Origin of the sequence: Microbulbifer sp. ALW1 (assembly GCF_009903625.1) — a bacterium.
In the GTDB taxonomy this organism is placed as follows: domain Bacteria; phylum Pseudomonadota; class Gammaproteobacteria; order Pseudomonadales; family Cellvibrionaceae; genus Microbulbifer.
In genome coordinates this window covers 1,493,722-1,513,250 of sequence record NZ_CP047569.1, presented here as the reverse complement: position 1 = coordinate 1,513,250, position 19,529 = coordinate 1,493,722, and the positions used below count along the sequence as shown (strand labels likewise).

The window sequence follows — 19,529 nt, the reverse complement described above, 5'->3', positions numbered from 1 at the left end:
CGCCGGTTCAAAAGGTGCAGCAAAAAACGAGAACCAAATTACAAGGCAAAGAAAAATGCGCAAAGAAATCGAAAATTCACCACAGGAAGTCAGCACAAATGCTGACAGGGATGTAGACGCAAAAACCCTGAATCGTCGGCAGATGTTGTCTGCGATGGGCATGACCAGCATGGCATTGCTCGCAGGGTGCAATAGCGGCGGCTCTTCTGGTGGCAACGCCAATTCGGGCAGTTCATCCGGAGGGTCGTCTTCTGGCGGATCTTCCAGTAGCTCCTCTTCTGGTAGCAGTTCCTCGGGGAGTAGTTCTGGCGGCACTTCTGGTACCTGCACCCTGATTCCACAAGAGACCGAAGGTCCCTACCCGCTCACCGCAGTATTGAGCAACTCCGCCATGGTGCGCTCCGATATTACCGAGGGCAAAACCGGGGTACCGCTGACACTGGTGTTGAATCTGGTCGACGTGAATAACGGCTGCGCACCGATTACCAATGCCAGCGTGTACGTCTGGCACTGCGATAAAGATGGGCGCTACTCTGGCTACTCGCAGCCGGGCGCAGACGAACGGGGAACAACTTACTGCCGCGGCATTCAGGATGTGGACAGCGACGGTATGGCGCTGTTCGAAACCATTTACCCCGGGTGGTATAGCGGGCGGATTACCCACATCCATTTCCAGGTTTTCCTGTTCAGCAGCAGCACCGCGACCGCCACCTCGCAGATCGCTTTCCCGCAAGAAATCACCGAGGCGGTATACGACTCAACACTCTACGCAGACAACGGGCAAAACAGCTCGGTGGGCAGTTTCGCATCAGACAATGTGTTCAGTGACGGCGTTAGCTACCAATTGGCAGAAGTCACCGGGGATCTTGAAAGTGGCTATGTCGCGACTCTGCAGGTGGGTATCGCCGTATAGCGATCAAGAAGCAGAAATAAACGAGTAAAAATAAAAAGGCCGGCATATACCGGCCTTTTTATTAAACGAGTGCGCACTATCGAATTAGTGCGCCAACAGATAATCTGCGTGAAAGCGCAGGTGCTGCTCGATAAATGACGCGATAAAGAAATAGCTGTGATCGTAGCCTGCGTGGTACTCGATCTTCACCGGGTATCCCGCCGCTTCCGCTGCCGCTTTAAGCGCATTGGGTTTTAGTTGCTGTTCCAGGAACTGATCTTCTTCCCCCTGAGAAACCAGCATCGGCAGTTTTTCTACCGCGCGACCAATCAATACCGAGGCATCGTGCTCCTCCCAGGTCGCGCGATCTTCGCCGAGATACGCCGCGAAGGCCTTCTCACCCCAGGGGCAGGCAATGGGGTTGCAGATGGGGCTGAAGGCAGACACCGAGGTAAAGCGCTCCGGATTCTTCAACGCGATGGTCAACGCACCATGGCCACCCATGGAGTGCCCTGAAATTGCACGGCGTTGACTGACCGGGAAATTTTCCTCAACCAGCGCCGGCAATTCATCGACGATGTAATCGTACATCCGGTAGTGCGGCTTCCAGGGTGTCTGGGTGGCGTTGACATAAAAGCCCGCGCCCTTGCCCAGGTCATATCCCGCATCGTCTGCCACATCGTCACCACGCGGGCTGGTATCCGGAATCACCAACACAATGCCCAATTCCGCCGCCATGCGCTGGGCACCGGCCTTCTGGGAAAAGTTTTCATCGGTGCAGGTCAGGCCCGAGAGCCAGTAAAGCACCGGAAACTGTTGGTCTTTTTCCGCCTGGGATGGCAGAAAAATGGAAAAACGCATATCGCAATCCAGTACTTCGGAGCGATGTGAATACTGGCACTGGGTGCCATCGAAACAGTGGGTTTTACTAACAAGTTCCATGGTCATTGCTGCACCTTACTGGTAGTGGATGACGCTGCGGATACTTTTACCCTCGTGCATCAGGTCAAACGCTTCGTTGATCTTTTCCAGCGGCATAGTGTGGGTAATAAAGTCATCCAGCTGGAATTCGCCGGCGAGATAGCGCTCGACATAATCCGGCAGCTGCGAACGTCCCTTCACACCACCGAACGCCGTGCCGCGCCACACGCGACCGGTCACCAGCTGGAAGGGACGGGTGGAGATTTCCTGGCCGGCGCCGGCAACACCGATAATGACGGACTCACCCCAGCCCTTGTGGCAACACTCCAGCGCCGAGCGCATGACATTCACATTGCCGATACACTCGAAGGAGTAGTCCACACCGCCGTCGGTCAGTTCGACGATCACTTCCTGAATCGGCTTGTCGTAGTTTTTCGGGTTGATGCAGTCGGTGGCACCGAGCTTTTTCGCCAGCTCGAATTTACCTTCATTGATATCCACCGCGATGATCCGTGAGGCCTTGGCCAGGCGCGCACCGATGATGGTGGCCAGGCCGATACCGCCGAGGCCAAATACCGCGACCGTTGCGCCCTCTTCCACTTTTGCCGTATTCGCCACCGCACCCAGACCCGTGGTGACGCCACAACCCAGCAGACAGACTTCTTCCAGGGGGGCGTTTTTGTTCACCTTGGCCACGGAAATTTCAGGCAGTACCGTGTATTCGGAAAAGGTCGAAGTCCCCATGTAGTGGTAGATGGGCTCGCCGTTAATGGAAAAACGCGTGGTGCCATCGGGCATCAGGCCCTGGCCCTGGGTCGCACGGATCTTCTGGCAGAGGTTGGTCTTGCCGGACAGACAGAATTTGCACTCACCGCATTCCGGGGTATACAGCGGGATAACATGGTCGCCCACCGCGACACTGGTGACGCCCTCGCCCACAGATTCCACCACACCGCCGCCTTCATGGCCGAGAATGGCAGGGAAAACGCCCTCGGGGTCGTCACCAGACAGGGTAAAGGCATCGGTATGACAGACGCCGGTGGCCAACAGTTTGATCCGCACTTCGCCCTTTTTCGGCGGTGCCACTTCGACCTCCTCGATCGACAGCGGCGCGCCCGCTTTCCACGCCACAGCGGCTTTACACTTGATGGTCTCTGCAGACATGAATATTCCTCTTTCTATCTAAACTTATCCGCACGGATTACTTGGTCGGCTCGGCCGAATCTGGCAACTAGCTTAACAGATCAGGGGCTGTCCGCTGTCTCTGCCGGCACAATCTTGACTCACCGGCACACAGTCCGGCGCTTTTTTGCACACTGCTGGTGCTACCAATATCCGATCACCATCATCGCATCGGGTTTCACCTCGCCCCCTCTATTCCCTTCTCTTGCCTTCTCCTCCCTTCTCCTCCCTTCTCTAGATAGTAGCGCCGCCTAAAACTTGGCCCGCAATTTGCTCGAGAGGAGGTAAAAAGACAACAAAGGCTCAATGACGATGAACGATCACCAATGGTTGATGAACTCCCAGGCTCTCAACTCCCTGCGCAAACTCCGCAAGCGCCTGCAGGCCGAATTCGGTTTGAACCTGCGCTTTTCCGACTTTGATTTTGAACAGCAGCTGGCGCAGGTAAAAAGCCGCACCGTCGACAGCGACACCCGCAAGCTGATCGCCCAATTGGAGACCCTCAAGGGCAGCCCCTTCCTGACCGGTGACGAACCACCGGAACGCCTTTATCGCGGCCAGAAAATTTTGCACGAGCCGGGAAAAAAGAATATTTACGAAATGATTTACGGGGAGGAGCTGGCATTACACGATGGTCGCGGGGCCACCATTGCACCCCGCAAAATGTACCGCGGTCATCCGGTACTCAATTGACCGGTAGTGGTCACTAGAATGAAGCTGGATAGTAAAGCCGGATAGTAACCCTGTAATACGAAAGCTGGCTCAGAGACGAGCCAGCTTCAGCAGAGAGCCCGCTTCAAGGTCATCCTCCACCTTATCCAGCACTTCCTCGGCAATCTCTTCCAACAATCGCTCGGTCGCCTGTCGGGTAGTGTCTTCCACCACACCGCCATCTTTTGGCGCACGGGTGCGATAGTCGGCCTTCAGGCGCAGGTCCGCGATATCCACCCGTCCCTGCTTGAGCGGAACCTCTTTACCGGTCCGGTCAAACCCCAGCAACTGGTAGCGGAAATTGCCGTAGGCATTCATGGTGCCTTTTTCCAGGTCGTAATCCGCCCCGTTAAAAATGTCATTCATTCGCTGGCGAATGACAACCGTGAACTTGGTATGCAAGCTCAAGGGCGCGCCCTGTGTCACCAGCTTTACCTTTTCATCGACAAAAAATTCGCCGAAGCGCTGCTGTACCTGCTGCTCAAGGTGCTGGGCAAATTCCTGCATCGCCTTGTTTTTCATTTCCCCCAGACCGCCATTGCTGCCCGACAAGGCCAGCAGTAATTGCAGGTTGTTTCCGGTCAGCGGCGTGGGCGCCTCGACCGTGACTTCCATCGGCGCGACCGCAAGGTGAATGGCAGGGACACCGTCGGCGAATAGCGGCCAGCCAGCGATATTCCCGGACTCGGCAGCGACGGCCATTGTCGCCGAAGACCATGTAAGACAGGCGAGCCCAGCGACAAGTAACGGGCGAAATCGTCGGCTTTGTGGGACTAGACGGACTCGACGGAAAAGACCGGTTAAGGGGAATCGAAGAATTAGTGGGGAATAGTCGGTATCGGCAGGCATGGGCTGTAACTCCCGGGAGCTCCTGATTGAGTGGATCCGTGCCCAAGCTGGGCGCACCAGAATTCCCCTGCAACCAACGGGCCACTTCCAGAAAAAACTCGAACTCTACCGCTACTTTCGCTTCAATTTGTCGATTAACTGAACAAGCCGAAAGACCAAAACAACAGAGACCGCACAATCACCTGAAACACCCGCCGCATACAGAATATTCCGCGGCGCAGTATCCTAGGCCACAGGCGGCCTCTGAGCAAGTTATATCCGCCCATTAAAACGGAGCAGCCTGTTACTGCAGATAGCGAGCCTTCAGCAACGCCAGTTCCTGGCTGTCGACGTCCAGCGCGGTTTCGATATAGTCTTCAACCGAACCGTATTGACGCTCCATTTCGGCAAAGGCGCTTTCCAGCCAGGAGAGCTCAACACCCGACATGGCCCCGCGAATCTCTTCGGGCAACTCGGCGAAGAAGGCGTACATGCGCTTTTCCTTTTCGCTGGCGTCTTCCGGCAACTCCATCATTTTCACGCCCGCCAGGGTTTTGTTGGACAGCATGTAGTCCTGTTTTACCGTCTCGCGATCAACGCCCAGCGCGGTCAGAATCAGCGCTGCGCCGATGCCGGTGCGGTCCTTGCCCGCTGTGCAGTGAAACAGCAGCGCGTCATCGTTTTCGATCAGTTTCTGGAACATGGCGCGGTAGGCTGGGGTCTGCTGAACAACCAGGTCTGCATAGCCCCTGTCCATCAGTTCGACCAGGTCCTGCTTGTCAAAATCGGGCTGCGCGAACAGTTTGGCAAAATCCTGTTCCCAGTTCATCTCGTAGTCCCACTCCAGGGTGATCGCACTGGTGCCGCGCCAGTTATCCGGCTCATTGGTGCGCTCTTTGGTTGAGCGAAAGTCCACAATAGTGCTGATATTGCGATCGCTGAGATACTCGTAGTCCTTCGCCGTCAGGTTGGTCAGTATCCCGGAGCGGTACATTTTGCCCCACTTTACGGTTTTGCCGTCGGTGGTTTCATAGCCACCGAGATCGCGAAAATTGCGTCCGCCTTCCAGCGGCAGTACGCGGGTCTGTTCGACACTCGACTGAACACCGGATTGAACGCTGGCCTGCTCGGCGCTGGCATTCAGGGCGTTACTGTTCAGCGAGTCATTAGCCGCACAACCGCCCAGGGTCATCGCCATAGCAGCAGCGAGAAGGCTAGTTACGAATTTATTTTGCATGATGCACCTGTAAAATTATTTGCGAAAAACTATTTGCGTAAAAAATTAGTTGCGTAACGGACCCACGCTGCATCAGTGCAGCGCGGGCAGTTGTTCATTCGTTGGATCAGAAATTCATCCGGAAGCCGGCCAGGTAACGGCGGCCGTAGCTTTCCACCTGGTTCGGGTTGCTCTCGTCACCGGTGTAGCGCACGTCCTGCTCGTCGGTCAGGTTATTGGCGTTGGCGTAGAGAGTGACGCCCGCACCGAATACATCCATCGGCAGGTCATAGCTCACAGACAGGTCCACACGCTTCTGCTCGGCCCAGTAATCGTTCATGCCGACGTTCTCGGTGGTGGAGAGCCAGTCGTCACGGTACTGGTGGTTCAGGCGAAAGGAGAAACCTTCCATCTCGTAGAACACCGAAGCATTAAAGATGTTCTCAGAGGTGCCCGGCAGGCTGTGGCGAGTGCCGTCCAGGGTTTCAAACTCGCTGTCCAGCAGGGTCAGGTTGGCGCTGACACCAAAGCCTTCCAGTGCCGGCAGGAAATCGGCGGCCTGGGCAATGGCATTGAACTCGGCACCACGCATCTTGCCGTTGCTGCCGTTGACGAATTGGGTGTAAACCCAGTAGTCGGCGCCCACTTCCGGCAGGTAGGCGCTGCCCGCGATCACATCGCTCTGTGCGTAAATCACATTGTCGATGCTGCGGGTGAACAGACCGGCACTCAGCAGGCTGGCATCGCCCGCATACCACTCGAGGGACAGGTCCGCACCCACAGACTCCTCGGCTTCCAGAGACGGGTTACCCGCAGTGACGCTGCTCTGAACAAAGTCGACCATGTCATCGCCGCGCCATTCGGAGTAGGTCGGGCGACTGACACCGGTGGACACGGACATGCGCAGTTTTACGTCTTCCGCCAGGTCAACGTTCAGGTGCGCACTGGGCAGCACATTGGTGAAGCTGTCGTCGAAGTTGCCGGTGGGGCCTTCGCTCAGGTAATCGGTATTCTCTACCCGCGCGCCCAGCACCAGATTGCCCCAGTCATAGTGCGTGGTCACCATGGCGTAACCGGCGGTGATGTCCTCTTCCAGGCGGATGGCCTGGGAATCGTTCGGGGTCAGGGTCAGGCCGCTTACCGCAGCATCCCACGCCTTGCGCAGCCCTTTGTTGTCGTAGTAGGTAGCGCCGGCGATACCGTTGCTGAACTGGCTGTCCCAGGCTTCGTTGGTGGCGAAGTCATTGATGGTTACGTCAGGCGGGAAGAGGCCGTATGACAGCACCATGCCAAAACCATCCGCCTCGCGGGAGTCCAGCTCGAAACCGGTTTTCACCACGGCGTCCTGACCGAACAGCATCAGTTCACGCTCTGCGTCCAGCTTGAATTTGGTCGCATCGATGGTCATTTCTGAACCGATCAGCATACCCAGGTCAACGGCGTAATTGATACCGTTGATATCAATAGGCGCCTGGGCAACCGGGTCGAACAGACCGGTTACTGCCGGGTCCAGCAAATCGGTTACATCAAAGCTCGCCATTGCGAAGCCACCTGCACTGCGCGGCAGCGGCAGGAAGAAGTTGTTTTCGGTTTCGGTGAAGTTCACGCGAGACTCGACATGCCATTCACCCAGGGCGAAATCCGCACCCAGGGTATTGGTGAAGGTGGAGTTTTCGTACAGGCCGTACTCCAGTGAACGTCCCACCAGCGCGAACTGGTTTTCAGCCGCAGCGCCAACGGCCTGAGGGGCACCAACAGCTTCAGCACCGCCAGCAAAGTCGAACACGTACTGGTTGCGCTCTTCGAAGTCCTGGAATTCGTTGTACAGGGTGCTGACGAATACGCGCTCCAGCGCGCCGTCACCACGAAACTCGAAGCGGCCGCCGTAGGCGCGGTCTTCACGGGTGACCTTGTAGCTGCGAAAGTCCAGCTCGTTCACCAACAGCTCACCGCTGTCGGTGCGCTCGATGTCGTACTCGCGGTTGTCGGTGGTCTGCTCACGACTGTTCTCGGAGGTAAACAGGGAAAAGCCAAAGTTGTCGTTGGACCAGGAAGTGCGCAAGGCCAGCTTCTCGATATCGCCGTCGCCCAGCTCCTGATTACCCATGCCCACGTCGGTGGAGAAGGCCCAGCCCTCTTTCACGAAGGGGTCAAAGGTGGAGATGTTGATGTGCCCGGATACCGCACTGCCCGGCATATCCGCCATGATCGCCTTATTGGAATCGATGCGGCTGGTAATCACCGACGGGAAGCTGTCGAAACGCGGTACCCGGCCGTTTTCGGCACCCGGGATACTCAGGCCGTCGATGGCGAGCGAGGTGTAGCGGAAAGGTGCACCGCGGAAGTTGATGTAACGCGCCTGCCCCTGGTCGCGCTCGATGGCCAGACCCGGTACACGGCCGAGGGAATCCGCCAGGTTCTGGTCAGGGAAGCGGCCGATGGTGTCGGCAGAAATGATGTCGACGGTATTGTCGGCATCGCGCTTGGCGTCGATCGCGGCCTTCTGGCTATCGCGGATCGGCTGTGCCATTACGCTCACTTCTTCCAGCTGCGCGGCGTCTACCGCTTCCTGGGCCAGGGCCGGTGCCACGGCACCAGTCAGGGAAAGAGAAATCAGCAGAGACAGTTTGTTGCGCTCAAGATTGATCATTTGTTTTGCTCCGAATCGGTTCGGTATCGGTGTAGAAATCGATGCTCGGGTGGTTTGCTACCGTGGTCCTGTCGAGGTCCTTACAAGGCCCGATGTGTGTCCCGGGCCGCTCGAAGCGCATGATCAAAATTGCGTGTGACAAACAGGTTAAAAGGAGGCCTCAACCTCCAAAAGAGATATCTCCAAAAGAAAAAATATCGATAAATCAGCCAGTTACGACTTCGATGTGTGACGAACACAGAGGCAGGCGATGGCGATAGCGGCCGCTTTTCAGGTCACGTTCTGATTCAAACAGGAAGGGAGTGGCGAGGTTTTCGCCAAGGGCAGAGACCAGTTCATCGCGAATTTTGTTGCGATTCTGATCCAGGGTTTTTGCGCGCAGGCCATGCTCCTTGAGATCGTTGATGGACTTGTTGTGCCCACCGTGGGCCTCCATCCATTCGATCAGGGATTCCGCAGCCGCACGGTCCGGACGATTGACGGGCGGGTTCAAATACCAGCCCTCGCGCTCGCCGCCCTGCCGTTGCAGCGCATACCAGAGGTAATAAAAGAAGGGCGTCTTCGACAGCTTCACCGCAACACCGCGCACGCGAACCTGTAGCGAGGTGCAATCGAATTCCAGCGTGTCACCCATGGCAGCGACCGCCAGCGCCTGTTCGGTGTTACCGGGCTTCGCGCGCATGGCGCAGTCAAACCACTGTAGTTGCTGGTCGGTGAATGTGTCGGAAAGACGGCGCGCCTGTGCCGAACACAGGCCCCGCTGCACCAGTTGTGCAATGCGCGCACGCTGCGCGCGGGAAAGTGGTCGCGGCAACAATGCAATGACTATCACCAGAAGCAGTGCCAGCAGGGACTGGCTCGCAATCAACAGCGGCCAGTTGTACTGCCAGTCCAGCGTCAGCAAAGTGTGGCGCGGCTCACTGCCAATGTGCCACGACACCTGGATATTGCCTCCCGGCGCCGAGCGTTCATCGCCAATCAGTTGTACCACCCGGGCGGAGCAGCTGCGCACCATCGGCAATTTGCCCGCAGGTGTGATGTTTTGCAGATCCTGCTCCAGCCGGCTGGACACCCACTGCCCCAGGTCTCCATCGGTCAGCCGCGCCTGCAGGGCGAGTGCCAGTTTTTCCGGCAGCTGCCGGTTGAGCTGGGCCGAAATATCCTGCACCAGTGTGCGCTGGGATTGCCAGGCGGCCAGCCCACAGAAACACACGCTCAGCAGCGCCCACAGCAGCCCCCAGAAAAGTACCGGGCGAAGATTGGCTCGATCAGGGAGCACAGTGCTCTCCTCCCTCAAACACCCGCTGCCCCTGTAGATAATCGTTGGCAAACCCGTTGAAGGCGGCCACCAGCGCGCACTCGATACCAGGGGCGCGCTTGCGTCTGACAAACAGGGTCGCGGCGTTAGCGTCACCGGAAATCAGGGTGCGGGAGAGCGGGATATCCAGGTCCTGCTGTACATAGTCACCGCCACTCACCAAATCCAGTTCATCCCGCGCGAAGGCCTGGTACAGGCTCACGGCATCGTCGAAATAAACCAGGTTTTCCGCACTGAACTCGATCCCGGCATCCTTGAGCGATGCCAGTGGCAACAGATACAGGGTGTGGCTCAACTTATCGTTGAGTAGGCCAATGCGTTTGCCGTGAAAGTATTCCGCGGTTAATTCCGGTTCGGCTCCACGACTAAACCAGTAAACACGGTACTGGTCGTAACGCAGCAACGGCTCATAGTAATCCCCGTACTCGGGAAGCAATCCCGCCATTGAATGGGTGCGACTCCAGATCAGGTCATAGGCCTCACTCAAAATATCCTCGGCCGCCAGGTGACTGCGGGGCTTCCATGAAACCTGCACGCCGGCGTAGTGCCATCCCATCGCCGGACTTTTGCAGAGGTTATCGGCAATTTCCCGGGCATGTGAGGAGGAAACCAGCAATATCGAAAACAGCTTGCCCTCACCAGCAGCCGCTTTCGCCGGCCCTCGGGTTTCACACTGATAGAGATGGTAGTAGCCGGTCTCCGGCACCTTGCCCTCTTGAGCGGAAAGCAAAAGACACAGTGCCACCCCGACGGCGACAAGAAGCGCCAGCACGGCCAGGTGCACTTTGCGGTCGGTAAAGAAGAGCGGGGTCATCGGGCAATGTAGTCAGCGGTCATTGAACGGCAGTCTATGTACGTTGCATGACAAACCGATGACGACAAACCTCACAATATTAAATGATAAGTATTCGCATTTATGTTTATTTTTGATATAAAGCTGCCAGCCCGGGCGGCCACGGGTCTGACGGCACAGGTGCATAGATAGGTAGAAGGTAAATAGGCAAGTAAATAGCCAGATAGCTAACCAAGTAAGGACAAGGTTTCGACTGCGCAGGCGCCCGGTTTCACAGGCGGACGCCAAACGCGCGCTTCGAGTACGCAGCGCATGGACGCGCTTTCCATCGGGTTAAACCGCATCTCTAAACCCAGGGACAAGCCGGTGTTATACGCCCACCGGCTGGCGTTTGAGAGTGCAAGGATGCACTTTTTTAGCGGTCGGCTCCCGCCCTAGTGATGGGCGGAAACGGCCGCGGCGTAGCGGTGACAGCTGTCGTCGTTCACAGAATGGGAAATATCTCCCATACTCAACATACCCACCATGCGCCGTGCCCCATCCACCACCGGCAAGCGGCGGATCTGCATATGCTCCATGTGCTCGATCGCCTGCTCCATATTTTCATCGGCGTAGCAGTATTCAATGTTTTCTGTCATCACGTCGCGGGCGCATTTATTGCGCAGGTCCCAGCCCTCGGCCACCGCACGGCAGGCTATATCCCGGTCTGTGACCATTCCGATCAGCCGGTCATTTTCGCCCACCGGAATGGCGCCCACATCGTGATCCCGCAGCAACTGTGCTACTTCCTGCAGCGGCGTATCCGGTGAGCACCAGGTGACTCCCCGGTGCATGGCTTGTTCGACTTTCATCTCACACCTCCCACTGCAAACCTTACGCCTGGCGACAAACCCGGCGATAAACTCTGTGCTTTGCAGCAATGATAGTGAGCCGCAACCCAAGTGCGAGCCGTGTATCGCCTAGGAACACGACTGCTTCCGGCCTACCATTCAGTGGTAAACCCCATGCGGTAATACGCAGAAAAAACAGAGGTAAACGACCATGTCAAAAGCCTGGGTTCTGGTAGCCAACCATACTCACGCACGCGTGTTTGAGGCGGAAAAACGCGCGGGCACACTCAACGAAATAGAATCCCTTGTTTACCCGGAAGGCCGCATGAAAGGGCAGGAGCTGCTCAGCGACGCCCCCGGCAGAGCCTTCGACAGCAACGGCCTCGGCCGCCACGCCATGTCGGAGCCCACCAACCTGCGCAAACAGGGCGCACAAAAATTCGCCCGCGATATCGCCCACACCCTGGAACAGGGGCGGCAGCAGGGTCGCTTCGACCGTCTGTATATTGTCGCGGAACCCTCCATGGCCGGCAGCCTGCGGCAGTCCATGTCTTCCCCCTGCCTGGCCACCATCGCCGGCGAGTCCCGCAAAAACCTGACCACCTGCGATACCGAGCAGATTCGCGCGCAACTGCCCATGTGGCTGTAGGCTAAAATCTTCATCCAAGCCGCCACCGGAGCGTGGCGGCAATTGATTTGTTGCCAGCACACTGACACCATGCCCCAGACTCCCCGGGGCCATCGCCTCGGCAAAACCCCAGATCAAGGAAGCGGTAATGCTGAGACTGTTTGAAATCCAGCGCGGCAAAATAAAAGAAACCTACGCCGGTAGCGATTACCGCAGCCAGGACCTCTCCGACTCGGCCTGGATCGACCTGCAGGACCCGGAAGAAAACGAGCGCGACCTGCTGGAACAGCTACTGCGCACCGAGCTGCCCGAATCCGAAGACGTCGAAGAACTGGAATCCTCCGCCCGCTTTTTTGTGGACGCCGCCGGCATCCACGTGCACTCCCTCTACCTCACCCAGAGCGAAGGCCGTCACGACACCGCCACCGTCGCCTTCATCCTCCAGCCCCAGCGGCTCATCACCGTGCGCGAAAGCGAACTGGCCGACTTCCGCCTGCTGCGCATGCGCGCCCGCCGCAACCAGGTCGAAGCCCACAACGCCCAGGAGCTGCTGACCCTGCTGTTCGATCAGAAAGTCGAAAACCTCGCCGACGCCCTGGAAGACAACTACCTGAAACTGGGCGAAGTCAGCCATCTGGTACTGGAAGATGAAGAAGCCGACCTGGAAGAAGCCATCGACCACCTCGCCAAACTGGAAGACTCCAACGGAAAAATCCGCCTCTGCCTGATGGACACCCAGCGCTCCATCGCCTTCCTCCAGCGCCACCTGAAAGACGACCCGGAACTGCGCGAAACCTGCTGGGGCATACTGCGCGACATCGACACCCTGATGTCCCACACCACCTTCCTGTTCGAAAAGATCAACTTCCTGATGGACTCTACCCAGGGCTTTATCAGTATCGAACAGAACAAGATCATCAAAATCTTCTCCATCGCCGCCGTAGTCTTCCTGCCCCCCACCATGGTCGCCAGTATCTATGGCATGAACTTCGACCATATGCCGGAGTTGCAATGGTTGCTTGGCTACCCCTGGGCGCTGGGCCTGATGCTGATGGCGGGAATGGCGCCCTATTTGTATTTCAAGAAGAAAGGGTGGTTATAAAAAACTACATGACTTCGACGCGAAGGCGATGATACCGGGTAGGCCCCTGCGAGACCTTCTGCGAGAGGGACCTCGCAGAAGAGCCCCCATGGATGGGTTCACGGCGTGTCTCGCAGGGGCCTACCCGGTAGCATCGCCGCCACATATCCTGCTACAACAGTTCACTTGTATCCAACGTCCAGAAGTCCACCAAATTCACCGCCAGCTGCTAACCTTTTATGGGTAAAAACTCGATAGGGAAGCAAAGCAACAATGGCAGCGGCGGCTAGTAGTAAAACGGGGAAATCAGGTAGTAAACCCTTCCATATGCGGCGCTGGCTCAGCGTACAGCAGGCCGTCGACCACCTCAGCGCCCTGTCTGAAGAACCCCTCACCAGCGACGACCTCGCCCGCCTGGCCGCGGAACACAAACTGGACCTCTACTGGTACCGCCCCGGCCAGCAACTCGCCTACATCGACCGACCCGGCGCCCCCAACACCGAACTCGAACACCCCCTGCGCCTCTGCCCGGAACACAGCAGCGACTGGCGTGCCATCGTCGGCATACTGCGCCACCACCCCGCACTACCCGCGGAAGAGAACGACACGCCGGTTCTGCAAGATAGCGACGGCAACCGCCTGCGCATCACCTTCGATTTCAGCCGCCGTCCCGAACCCTTCAGCAGTCGCTGGTATCCCAACTACGCCGAGCTGGTGGTCAAACGCCGGGACCTGGATCGCCTGGAAAATCACCTGTTCACCGAGGACGAGGAACAGGCCCTGGCTCCCGATCTGCTGTTGGATGTCATCTGGCAACTGGAACAGATCGCGATGGAAAACGGCAAGGAGAGCGACCAACAACCCCACGACCTGAACTGGTTGACCCACCAGCTCAGCGATCGCAGCCAGCTGGACCCCAGCCTGTTGGGCAAAGTCCTCAACGCCGCCGAGCGCCAGCACGCCAGCCATCACTGACGCCTTACATCTCCAGCTTTCCTCTCTGCTTCCCCTATGCCTTCCCCTATGCCTTCCCCTACACCTTTCCGGCCCATAGCCTGTAGTAATTGCATCCTGTGCGATTTTTTCGAAAAATAGCGCCGGCTTTTTGCGCTATTACCGCGCCATAAAATTTTTATAATGCCTGCCATTCGACAACCCCTGGGCACCCCCTGGCAGACACCGACGGAGTCCGAAGTGCAGACCCGCAACAGTGAATCCCATTACGGCTGGATCGCCGTCGCCTTCCACTGGCTGATGGCACCCGCCATCATCGGTATGTTTGCCCTTGGCTGGTGGATGCGCGGGTTGTCTTATTACGAGCCCTGGTATCGCCAGGGGCCGGATATCCACAAGTCAGTGGGTATCCTGCTGTTAATCCTGTTGTTGCTCCGCTTACTGTGGCGCTGGCTGAATGTGAACCCGTCGCCGGAACCGGCCCCGCGCTGGCAGCAACGGGCTGCCGGTGCAGCCCACTGGATCATTTATGGGCTGCTGCTGGCGATTTCAGTTTCCGGCTATCTGATCAGTACTGCGGATGGACGCGCGATCGAGGTGTTCAACTGGTTCAGTGTCCCGGCGACCCTCGATGGGCTGGAGAACCAGGAAGATGTGGCTGGACTTATCCACAAGTGGCTGGCGTGGAGTTTGATGGGTCTGGTGTTATTGCATGGCCTTGCGGCTTTCAAGCACCACTTCGTCAATCGGGATAGCACCCTGAAAAAAATGCTGGGCCTCGGCCCGCGAACAAATTAGCTCAAGTTTTAACCGAAAATTTTAACCCACTCGCAGGAAGAGATTATGAAAAAGCTCGCAGTTCTGTTGTTCGCCTCCCTGATCGGCGCTACTGCTGCCCAGGCAGCGGACTACAAATTCGACACCAAAGGCGCCCACGCGTTTGTCCAGTTCCGCATCAAGCACCTGGGTTACAGCTGGCTGTACGGCCGTTTCGACAAATTCGATGGCAACTTTGTTTACGATGAAGCCAAGCCGGAAGCCTCTTCCGTGCAGGTCACCGTGGACACCACCAGCCTGAACAGCAACCACGCGGAGCGCGACAAGCACCTGCGCGGCAAAGATTTCCTGAACGTGGACAAGTTCCCTACCGCCACCTTCAAAAGCACCGCGTTTGAAGCCAATGGCGACGGCAAAGCACTGCTGAAAGGCGACCTGACACTGCACGGTGTAACCAAGCCGATCACCATCGACGTGACCGAAATCGGTGGCGGCAAGGACCCCTGGGGCGGCTACCGTCAGGGCTTCACCGGCAAGACCGAGTTCAAGCTGAAAGACTTCGGCATCGATTACGACCTGGGCCCGGCTTCCCAGACCGTTGAAATGATTCTGGATGTGGAAGGTATCCGTCAGTAACCTTCCGTCCAAACCACTTTCCGTCTCACAGGATGGACGAGAAACCCGGTCCTAGTGCCGGGTTTCTTGTATTCAGGCATTCACTGCGCGACTCACGGGCTCGCGAGCCAAAAAATGCCCCACGGCGTAGACCACGAGTCCCATAAGAATCCCGGGCATGCCCTCGTAAATATGTGCATGCCAACCCAGCCAGCGCCAGATCAGCGCGGTGGCAAGTCCCAGTACACTCATCACAATCGCCAGCTTCTGAGAAGGTTTGCCGCCGGCGGCCAACACCATCAGTAGCGGCGCAAAGGCCGAAGCCAGGGCGGACCAGCTCATCACCACCAGGCTGAACACGCTCTGCTTGTTTAACAGCGCCCAGGCGACCGCTGCGGTCGTTATACCCAGCGTAGCGATTTTCAGCAGGCGCGTGTTTTCCGTGCGTTGCGGCAGGAGGTCATGGGTAAGGGCCGCGGAGCAGCTGAGTACCAGCGAATCCGCCGTCGACATGGTGGCCGCAAAAATCCCCGCAAGAATCAAACCCACCAACACCGGCGACAATAATTCCATCGCCATCATCGGTAGCGCCAGCTCCGCGTCAAAGGTACCGGGATCGTTCAACAGAATGCGCGACAACATGCCCACACCCGTGGCCATGAAATAGAAAATCGTGAACCAGAGGTAATACCAGCAGCGCGCCTGGATCATGCGCCCGGAATCATTCAGGGCCATAAAGCGCACCATCACATGGGGCTGGCCGACAACAGAAATGCCGGCAAACAGCCAGCTCAGCGCAAACAGCACGCCGCCGGCAACCCCCGGTAACAGCAAGTCCTGTGGATACCAGTTCAGGAAGCCCTCGACCTCCCCCATCTGTTGCCAGGCGGCCCCCAGGCCTCCGACAGATTGCGTGGCCACATACAACAGTATGCCCATGGCCACCACCATCACCAGTGACTGCGCCGCATCGGTCCAGATGGACGCACGGATACCGCCGGCAAGGCAATAGGCCGCAACAATGACGCCACCGATGACCGCCCCGCTCCAGATCGGCAGGTCCAGTACCACATACAGCGCCTTACTGCCGGCAACCAGCTGCGCGCTGGCATAGGCGAGGAGAAATAATAAGGAGAGAATACCGGCAAGCTTCTGCCAGGCACCGAAACGGGTGCCCTGCCAGCAGGCCAGCACACCGGCGTAACTGGATTCACCGCTGTGTTTTGCCGCCTGTCGCAGATTTTTATGGATCCACAGGGAGCCGAGAAAATCCCCCAGAATCCAGCCCAGCATCAGCCAGATGGAAGCCAGGCCTGTAGCGTAGGTGTAACCGATAACCCCGATAAACATGTAACCGCTGTTATTGGTGGCCACCGCTGAGAGGCCTACCAGCATGGGCGAAATATCCTGGCTGGCGAGGTAGTAGTCTTCTTTGGTACCGCGGCTTTTACGGTAGGAGCTGATGCCTACGGCGGCAAACAAAGCCAGAAAAAACAGGAAACTGATCAGCACGGATACTCCCCCTAAATATTGTTTTAATGCGTTATTGGTTTTCTACAACGATGCTTTTTATGAAATCTATCAATCGCAATGGGCTTAGTGTTTACCTGGTGTAGGCGTGGCGCCATCGGGCTGGATACCCATCAGTGCGGTAAATTCTGCCGAGTTGTACAGGCCATCAAATGCGGAGTCTTCCAGCGCTTCATCGCGGTAGGCCGAGGAAATATCCAGGGCTTTCTTCAGGTAGTCGATGGACTCTTCCCACTGCTCTAAATAGGCATAGGCGCAAGCCAGCTGGTAGTATGCGTTGCCGTTTTCGTTGTCGATCTGCAGCGCCTGCAGGCACAGATTGATGGCCCACTGGGGTTCGTCCAGTTCCAGTACCGCATCCGCCTTGTAGGTCAGCGCTTCGCCGTCGTCCTTGCGCAACTTCAGGATCTGGTCGTAAACCGCAATTTTGCCGCTGGGGGTCTGTTCGCGACCGGCACGCAACCACAGCGAGTGAATTTCCTGGGTCAATTCGATTTCGTCGCGGTTGTTTTCGATGTGCTGGGTTTTTTCCGACAGCTGTTCTTCGATGCTGCGCAAGCGCTCTTCGTACTGCTCTACCAGGCTGGAAATTTCCTGATTGGCGAGGGTGTGCACCTTTTCTTTCACATCGCGAATAGAGGTCCAGCCCATGATCACCAACAGGGAGCTGAAGCCGGCAATCAGGTAGAAGAAATAGGTGATGGTGTCGGTCGCGTAGGTGATGGCCTTGTCGGCGGCGCTCAATTGTCGGTCGACAATGTTTTCGGTGAGAGAGACTTTCTGCGCGGCCATATCCACCCGCAGCTGTTTCAATTCATCCAGCACATAGCGTTCGATGAAGGGCGAATAAAGTGGCTTTTCCAGCTTGTCCGCCGCATCGGAGAGCTTTTCCAGCTCTGCCAGCTTTTCTTTATTTTCTGCTTTCTCTTTTTCCGTAATCACCGGTGGCGCTACGGTTGCATCGTCCTGTGCATTTACCGGACCAGTGATCACCGAAAATGCGACCGCCACAAGTAACACTGCCGCCAGCAGGGCTGGCGGCAGTCGGAACATCCTGGCAGGCATCAGGCTGCGCATATGGCGTCGCCATGCTCGTGCACTTCCACCAGTGCCGCGTGCAGGCTTTTGACCGCACTTTCGTAGTCGCTTTCATCGACCACAAACTGCATGTCCACCTGGCGCATGGACTGGTGCACCGCGAGGATACTGATCGAGGAGTTGGCCAGCGCACTCACGGCACGGGACAGCATGCCGGAAGTTTTCATGTCGCTGCCAATCGCGGAAACCACCGCCACCTTGCGCACCTGAATGTCACAGTCGGGGAACAGCTCGCCAATCGCGCTCTTGATCCGCTTGACGGTTTTCAGGTTGTTACCCAAATAGTGGGTAATGGTATTGGCGTTGGTATCCTTGGTCACCACGCTGCCCTTGAAGCGCGCGATGATTTCGTTGATCGCCCGGTCGTAACTGGTCATGCTGCCCATCATGTCCTGATCGAAACATTCAACAGCATAGATGTTTTTACGCCCCGCGATGATTTCTACCTGCGGTGTGTCGCTTACATAGTCGCCCGTTACCAGGGTACCGCGGTGCTCGGGCTCAAAGGTATTCATCACCCGCAGGGGAATCTCCTGCTGGCGCAATCCTTTTGCCGCGCGCGGGTGGATGGCTTCCATACCCAGGTTGGCAAGCTGGTCCGCCACATCGTAGTTGGTGCGGCCGATGGGCACTGCCTGCTCCTCGCCTACAAGGCTCGGATCGGCACTGCTCAGGTGGTACTCCTTGTGAATAATCGCTTCACTGGCACCGGTTTTTACTGCGATGCGACTGAAGGTCATTTCACTGTAACCGCGCGCAAAGGTCTTCATCAGACCGTCGGCGGTGTGGGCATAACCGGTGGCAATCGGCAGTTCGCTGGCAAAATCCACATCGGCAAAGGCACGCTCGATGCGCTCGTCCAGGGTCATGTGTTCGCCATCGCGCCAACCGGTGAGATCGACAAAGCGCGCATTGATGCCTTCCTGCTTCAACAGCTGCACCGTGTTCCAGGCACTGTGGGCTTCGCCCAGGCTGGCCAGCATTTCGCTGACCACATCCAGGTGCCCTTCCAGGGCAAAGTGGCCGTGCTGGCACACCCGCTCCAGGTCACCGAGGCAGTTGGCGGCATCATCCAGGCGCTCGCCAATAAAACGGTTGGCCTTGGCCAGCATTACCTGGTCGGTAAACAGCGATGCGTTAATTTCTTCCATCTGCTTGCGCAGACCGGCCACCGCATCGGACCACTCGCGCTCATCATCAGCGCCGGCAAACAGGGCAAATACCCCTGGGCGACCGGATTTCTTGTGCTCCAGCAGCATGTCGGTAATGCCACCGTAGGCAGAAACCACAAATACACGCTGGTACAGTCCTTCGGTTTTTGCCCTGCCGTTTTTCAGAATGATGTTGTCACGTACTGCGCGGTAGTCACTCATGGACGTACCGCCAATTTTTTCTACCGTATGGGTCTTCATGGGATCCTTGCGTTGACCGTTTTCGAGTTTCAGATGTGAGGCACCCGCAAAATATTTGCGACTGGTGCCCCAGAACTCTGCCGCCCTGTTGTA

At 57.2% G+C, this 19,529-nt stretch carries 18 protein-coding genes; 7 read left to right on the top strand and 11 right to left on the bottom strand.

Features of this window, described 5'->3' with window-relative positions:
* Positions 1-55: 55 nt before the first annotated feature.
* Positions 56-913, top strand: a complete 858-nt coding sequence (locus GRX76_RS06220; RefSeq protein WP_236250574.1) for an intradiol ring-cleavage dioxygenase — start codon at positions 56-58, stop codon at positions 911-913.
* Between the two features lie 84 nt (positions 914-997).
* On the opposite strand, the gene fghA is transcribed toward GRX76_RS06220, so the two are convergent.
* Together fghA and GRX76_RS06210 are read right to left on the bottom strand one after the other, a co-directional pair.
* A complete protein-coding gene (gene fghA, locus GRX76_RS06215) occupies positions 998-1,834 on the bottom strand; it encodes an S-formylglutathione hydrolase (RefSeq protein WP_201276975.1) in 837 nt (278 codons plus the stop codon).
* Positions 1,835-1,849: 15 nt separating this feature from the next.
* Positions 1,850-2,977: an S-(hydroxymethyl)glutathione dehydrogenase/class III alcohol dehydrogenase gene (locus GRX76_RS06210; protein ID WP_160152516.1), complete on the bottom strand. Its 1,128-nt coding sequence runs from the start codon at positions 2,975-2,977 to the stop codon at positions 1,850-1,852.
* A 330-nt stretch (positions 2,978-3,307) separates the two neighbouring features.
* Between GRX76_RS06210 and GRX76_RS06205 the strand changes: the two genes are divergently transcribed.
* On the top strand, positions 3,308-3,688 hold the full coding sequence (locus GRX76_RS06205; protein WP_236250573.1) for a hypothetical protein: 381 nt from the start codon (positions 3,308-3,310) through the stop codon (positions 3,686-3,688).
* A gap of 69 nt (positions 3,689-3,757) precedes the next feature.
* Here the strand turns inward: GRX76_RS06205 and GRX76_RS06200 are convergent, their stop codons facing one another.
* The 6 genes from GRX76_RS06200 to GRX76_RS06175 form a co-directional block, all read right to left on the bottom strand.
* A complete protein-coding gene (locus tag GRX76_RS06200; protein ID WP_160152514.1) occupies positions 3,758-4,408 on the bottom strand; it encodes a hypothetical protein in 651 nt (216 codons plus the stop codon).
* Between the two features lie 430 nt (positions 4,409-4,838).
* Positions 4,839-5,771, bottom strand: a complete 933-nt coding sequence (locus GRX76_RS06195; protein WP_160152513.1) for a tyrosine-protein phosphatase — start codon at positions 5,769-5,771, stop codon at positions 4,839-4,841.
* Between the two features lie 106 nt (positions 5,772-5,877).
* Positions 5,878-8,400, bottom strand: coding sequence for a TonB-dependent receptor (locus tag GRX76_RS06190; RefSeq protein WP_160152512.1), 2,523 nt, complete (start codon positions 8,398-8,400; stop codon positions 5,878-5,880).
* A gap of 205 nt (positions 8,401-8,605) precedes the next feature.
* Entirely contained in the window at positions 8,606-9,679 is a 1,074-nt protein-coding gene (locus GRX76_RS06185) for a hypothetical protein (RefSeq protein ID WP_160152511.1), read from the bottom strand.
* Positions 9,669-10,532, bottom strand: a complete 864-nt coding sequence (locus tag GRX76_RS06180) for a hypothetical protein (RefSeq protein ID WP_160152510.1) — start codon at positions 10,530-10,532, stop codon at positions 9,669-9,671. The genes GRX76_RS06185 and GRX76_RS06180 overlap by 11 nt, the downstream gene beginning before the upstream one ends.
* A gap of 413 nt (positions 10,533-10,945) precedes the next feature.
* Positions 10,946-11,362, bottom strand: coding sequence for a CBS domain-containing protein (locus tag GRX76_RS06175; protein WP_160152509.1), 417 nt, complete (start codon positions 11,360-11,362; stop codon positions 10,946-10,948).
* A 190-nt stretch (positions 11,363-11,552) separates the two neighbouring features.
* On the opposite strand from GRX76_RS06175, the gene GRX76_RS06170 reads away from it, so the two are divergent.
* From GRX76_RS06170 to GRX76_RS06150, 5 genes are all read left to right on the top strand, one after another.
* Positions 11,553-11,990, top strand: a complete 438-nt coding sequence (locus GRX76_RS06170; protein WP_160152508.1) for a host attachment protein — start codon at positions 11,553-11,555, stop codon at positions 11,988-11,990.
* 127 nt (positions 11,991-12,117) lie between these two features.
* Positions 12,118-13,071 (top strand): magnesium/cobalt transporter CorA, encoded by a 954-nt coding sequence (gene corA / locus GRX76_RS06165; RefSeq protein WP_160152507.1) that lies wholly within the window; start codon positions 12,118-12,120, stop codon positions 13,069-13,071.
* A gap of 252 nt (positions 13,072-13,323) precedes the next feature.
* On the top strand, positions 13,324-14,025 hold the full coding sequence (locus GRX76_RS06160) for a hypothetical protein (RefSeq protein ID WP_160152506.1): 702 nt from the start codon (positions 13,324-13,326) through the stop codon (positions 14,023-14,025).
* A gap of 219 nt (positions 14,026-14,244) precedes the next feature.
* Positions 14,245-14,802: a cytochrome b gene (locus tag GRX76_RS06155; protein ID WP_160154842.1), complete on the top strand. Its 558-nt coding sequence runs from the start codon at positions 14,245-14,247 to the stop codon at positions 14,800-14,802.
* 45 nt (positions 14,803-14,847) lie between these two features.
* Positions 14,848-15,417, top strand: coding sequence for a YceI family protein (locus GRX76_RS06150; protein ID WP_160152505.1), 570 nt, complete (start codon positions 14,848-14,850; stop codon positions 15,415-15,417).
* A 72-nt stretch (positions 15,418-15,489) separates the two neighbouring features.
* Here the strand turns inward: GRX76_RS06150 and GRX76_RS06145 are convergent, their stop codons facing one another.
* The 3 genes from GRX76_RS06145 to GRX76_RS06135 all read right to left on the bottom strand — a co-directional run bounded on the left by GRX76_RS06145 (position 15,490) and on the right by GRX76_RS06135 (position 19,436).
* The gene (locus GRX76_RS06145; RefSeq protein WP_160152504.1) at positions 15,490-16,908 is read right to left on the bottom strand and encodes a sodium/proline symporter; all 1,419 of its coding nucleotides are present in this window, start codon (positions 16,906-16,908) and stop codon (positions 15,490-15,492) included.
* A gap of 84 nt (positions 16,909-16,992) precedes the next feature.
* The gene (locus tag GRX76_RS06140) at positions 16,993-18,003 is read right to left on the bottom strand and encodes a tetratricopeptide repeat protein (RefSeq protein ID WP_160152503.1); all 1,011 of its coding nucleotides are present in this window, start codon (positions 18,001-18,003) and stop codon (positions 16,993-16,995) included.
* Positions 17,991-19,436, bottom strand: coding sequence for an aspartate kinase (locus tag GRX76_RS06135; protein WP_160154841.1), 1,446 nt, complete (start codon positions 19,434-19,436; stop codon positions 17,991-17,993). The genes GRX76_RS06140 and GRX76_RS06135 overlap by 13 nt, the downstream gene beginning before the upstream one ends.
* Between the last annotated feature and the right edge of the window lie 93 nt (positions 19,437-19,529).

Coding starts and splice junctions, on each gene's coding strand:
- GRX76_RS06180 (WP_160152510.1), bottom strand. CDS start 10,532: ATGACCCCGCTCTTCTTTACCGACCGCAAAGTGCACCTGGCCGTGCTG.
- GRX76_RS06210 (WP_160152516.1), bottom strand. CDS start 2,977: ATGTCTGCAGAGACCATCAAGTGTAAAGCCGCTGTGGCGTGGAAAGCG.
- GRX76_RS06140 (WP_160152503.1), bottom strand. CDS start 18,003: ATGCGCAGCCTGATGCCTGCCAGGATGTTCCGACTGCCGCCAGCCCTG.
- GRX76_RS06220 (WP_236250574.1), top strand. CDS start 56: ATGCGCAAAGAAATCGAAAATTCACCACAGGAAGTCAGCACAAATGCT.
- GRX76_RS06135 (WP_160154841.1), bottom strand. CDS start 19,436: ATGAAGACCCATACGGTAGAAAAAATTGGCGGTACGTCCATGAGTGAC.
- corA (WP_160152507.1), top strand. CDS start 12,118: ATGCTGAGACTGTTTGAAATCCAGCGCGGCAAAATAAAAGAAACCTAC.
- GRX76_RS06150 (WP_160152505.1), top strand. CDS start 14,848: ATGAAAAAGCTCGCAGTTCTGTTGTTCGCCTCCCTGATCGGCGCTACT.
- GRX76_RS06160 (WP_160152506.1), top strand. CDS start 13,324: ATGGCAGCGGCGGCTAGTAGTAAAACGGGGAAATCAGGTAGTAAACCC.
- GRX76_RS06175 (WP_160152509.1), bottom strand. CDS start 11,362: ATGAAAGTCGAACAAGCCATGCACCGGGGAGTCACCTGGTGCTCACCG.
- GRX76_RS06205 (WP_236250573.1), top strand. CDS start 3,308: ATGAACGATCACCAATGGTTGATGAACTCCCAGGCTCTCAACTCCCTG.
- GRX76_RS06200 (WP_160152514.1), bottom strand. CDS start 4,408: ATGGCCGTCGCTGCCGAGTCCGGGAATATCGCTGGCTGGCCGCTATTC.
- GRX76_RS06195 (WP_160152513.1), bottom strand. CDS start 5,771: ATGCAAAATAAATTCGTAACTAGCCTTCTCGCTGCTGCTATGGCGATG.
- GRX76_RS06170 (WP_160152508.1), top strand. CDS start 11,553: ATGTCAAAAGCCTGGGTTCTGGTAGCCAACCATACTCACGCACGCGTG.
- GRX76_RS06190 (WP_160152512.1), bottom strand. CDS start 8,400: ATGATCAATCTTGAGCGCAACAAACTGTCTCTGCTGATTTCTCTTTCC.
- fghA (WP_201276975.1), bottom strand. CDS start 1,834: ATGGAACTTGTTAGTAAAACCCACTGTTTCGATGGCACCCAGTGCCAG.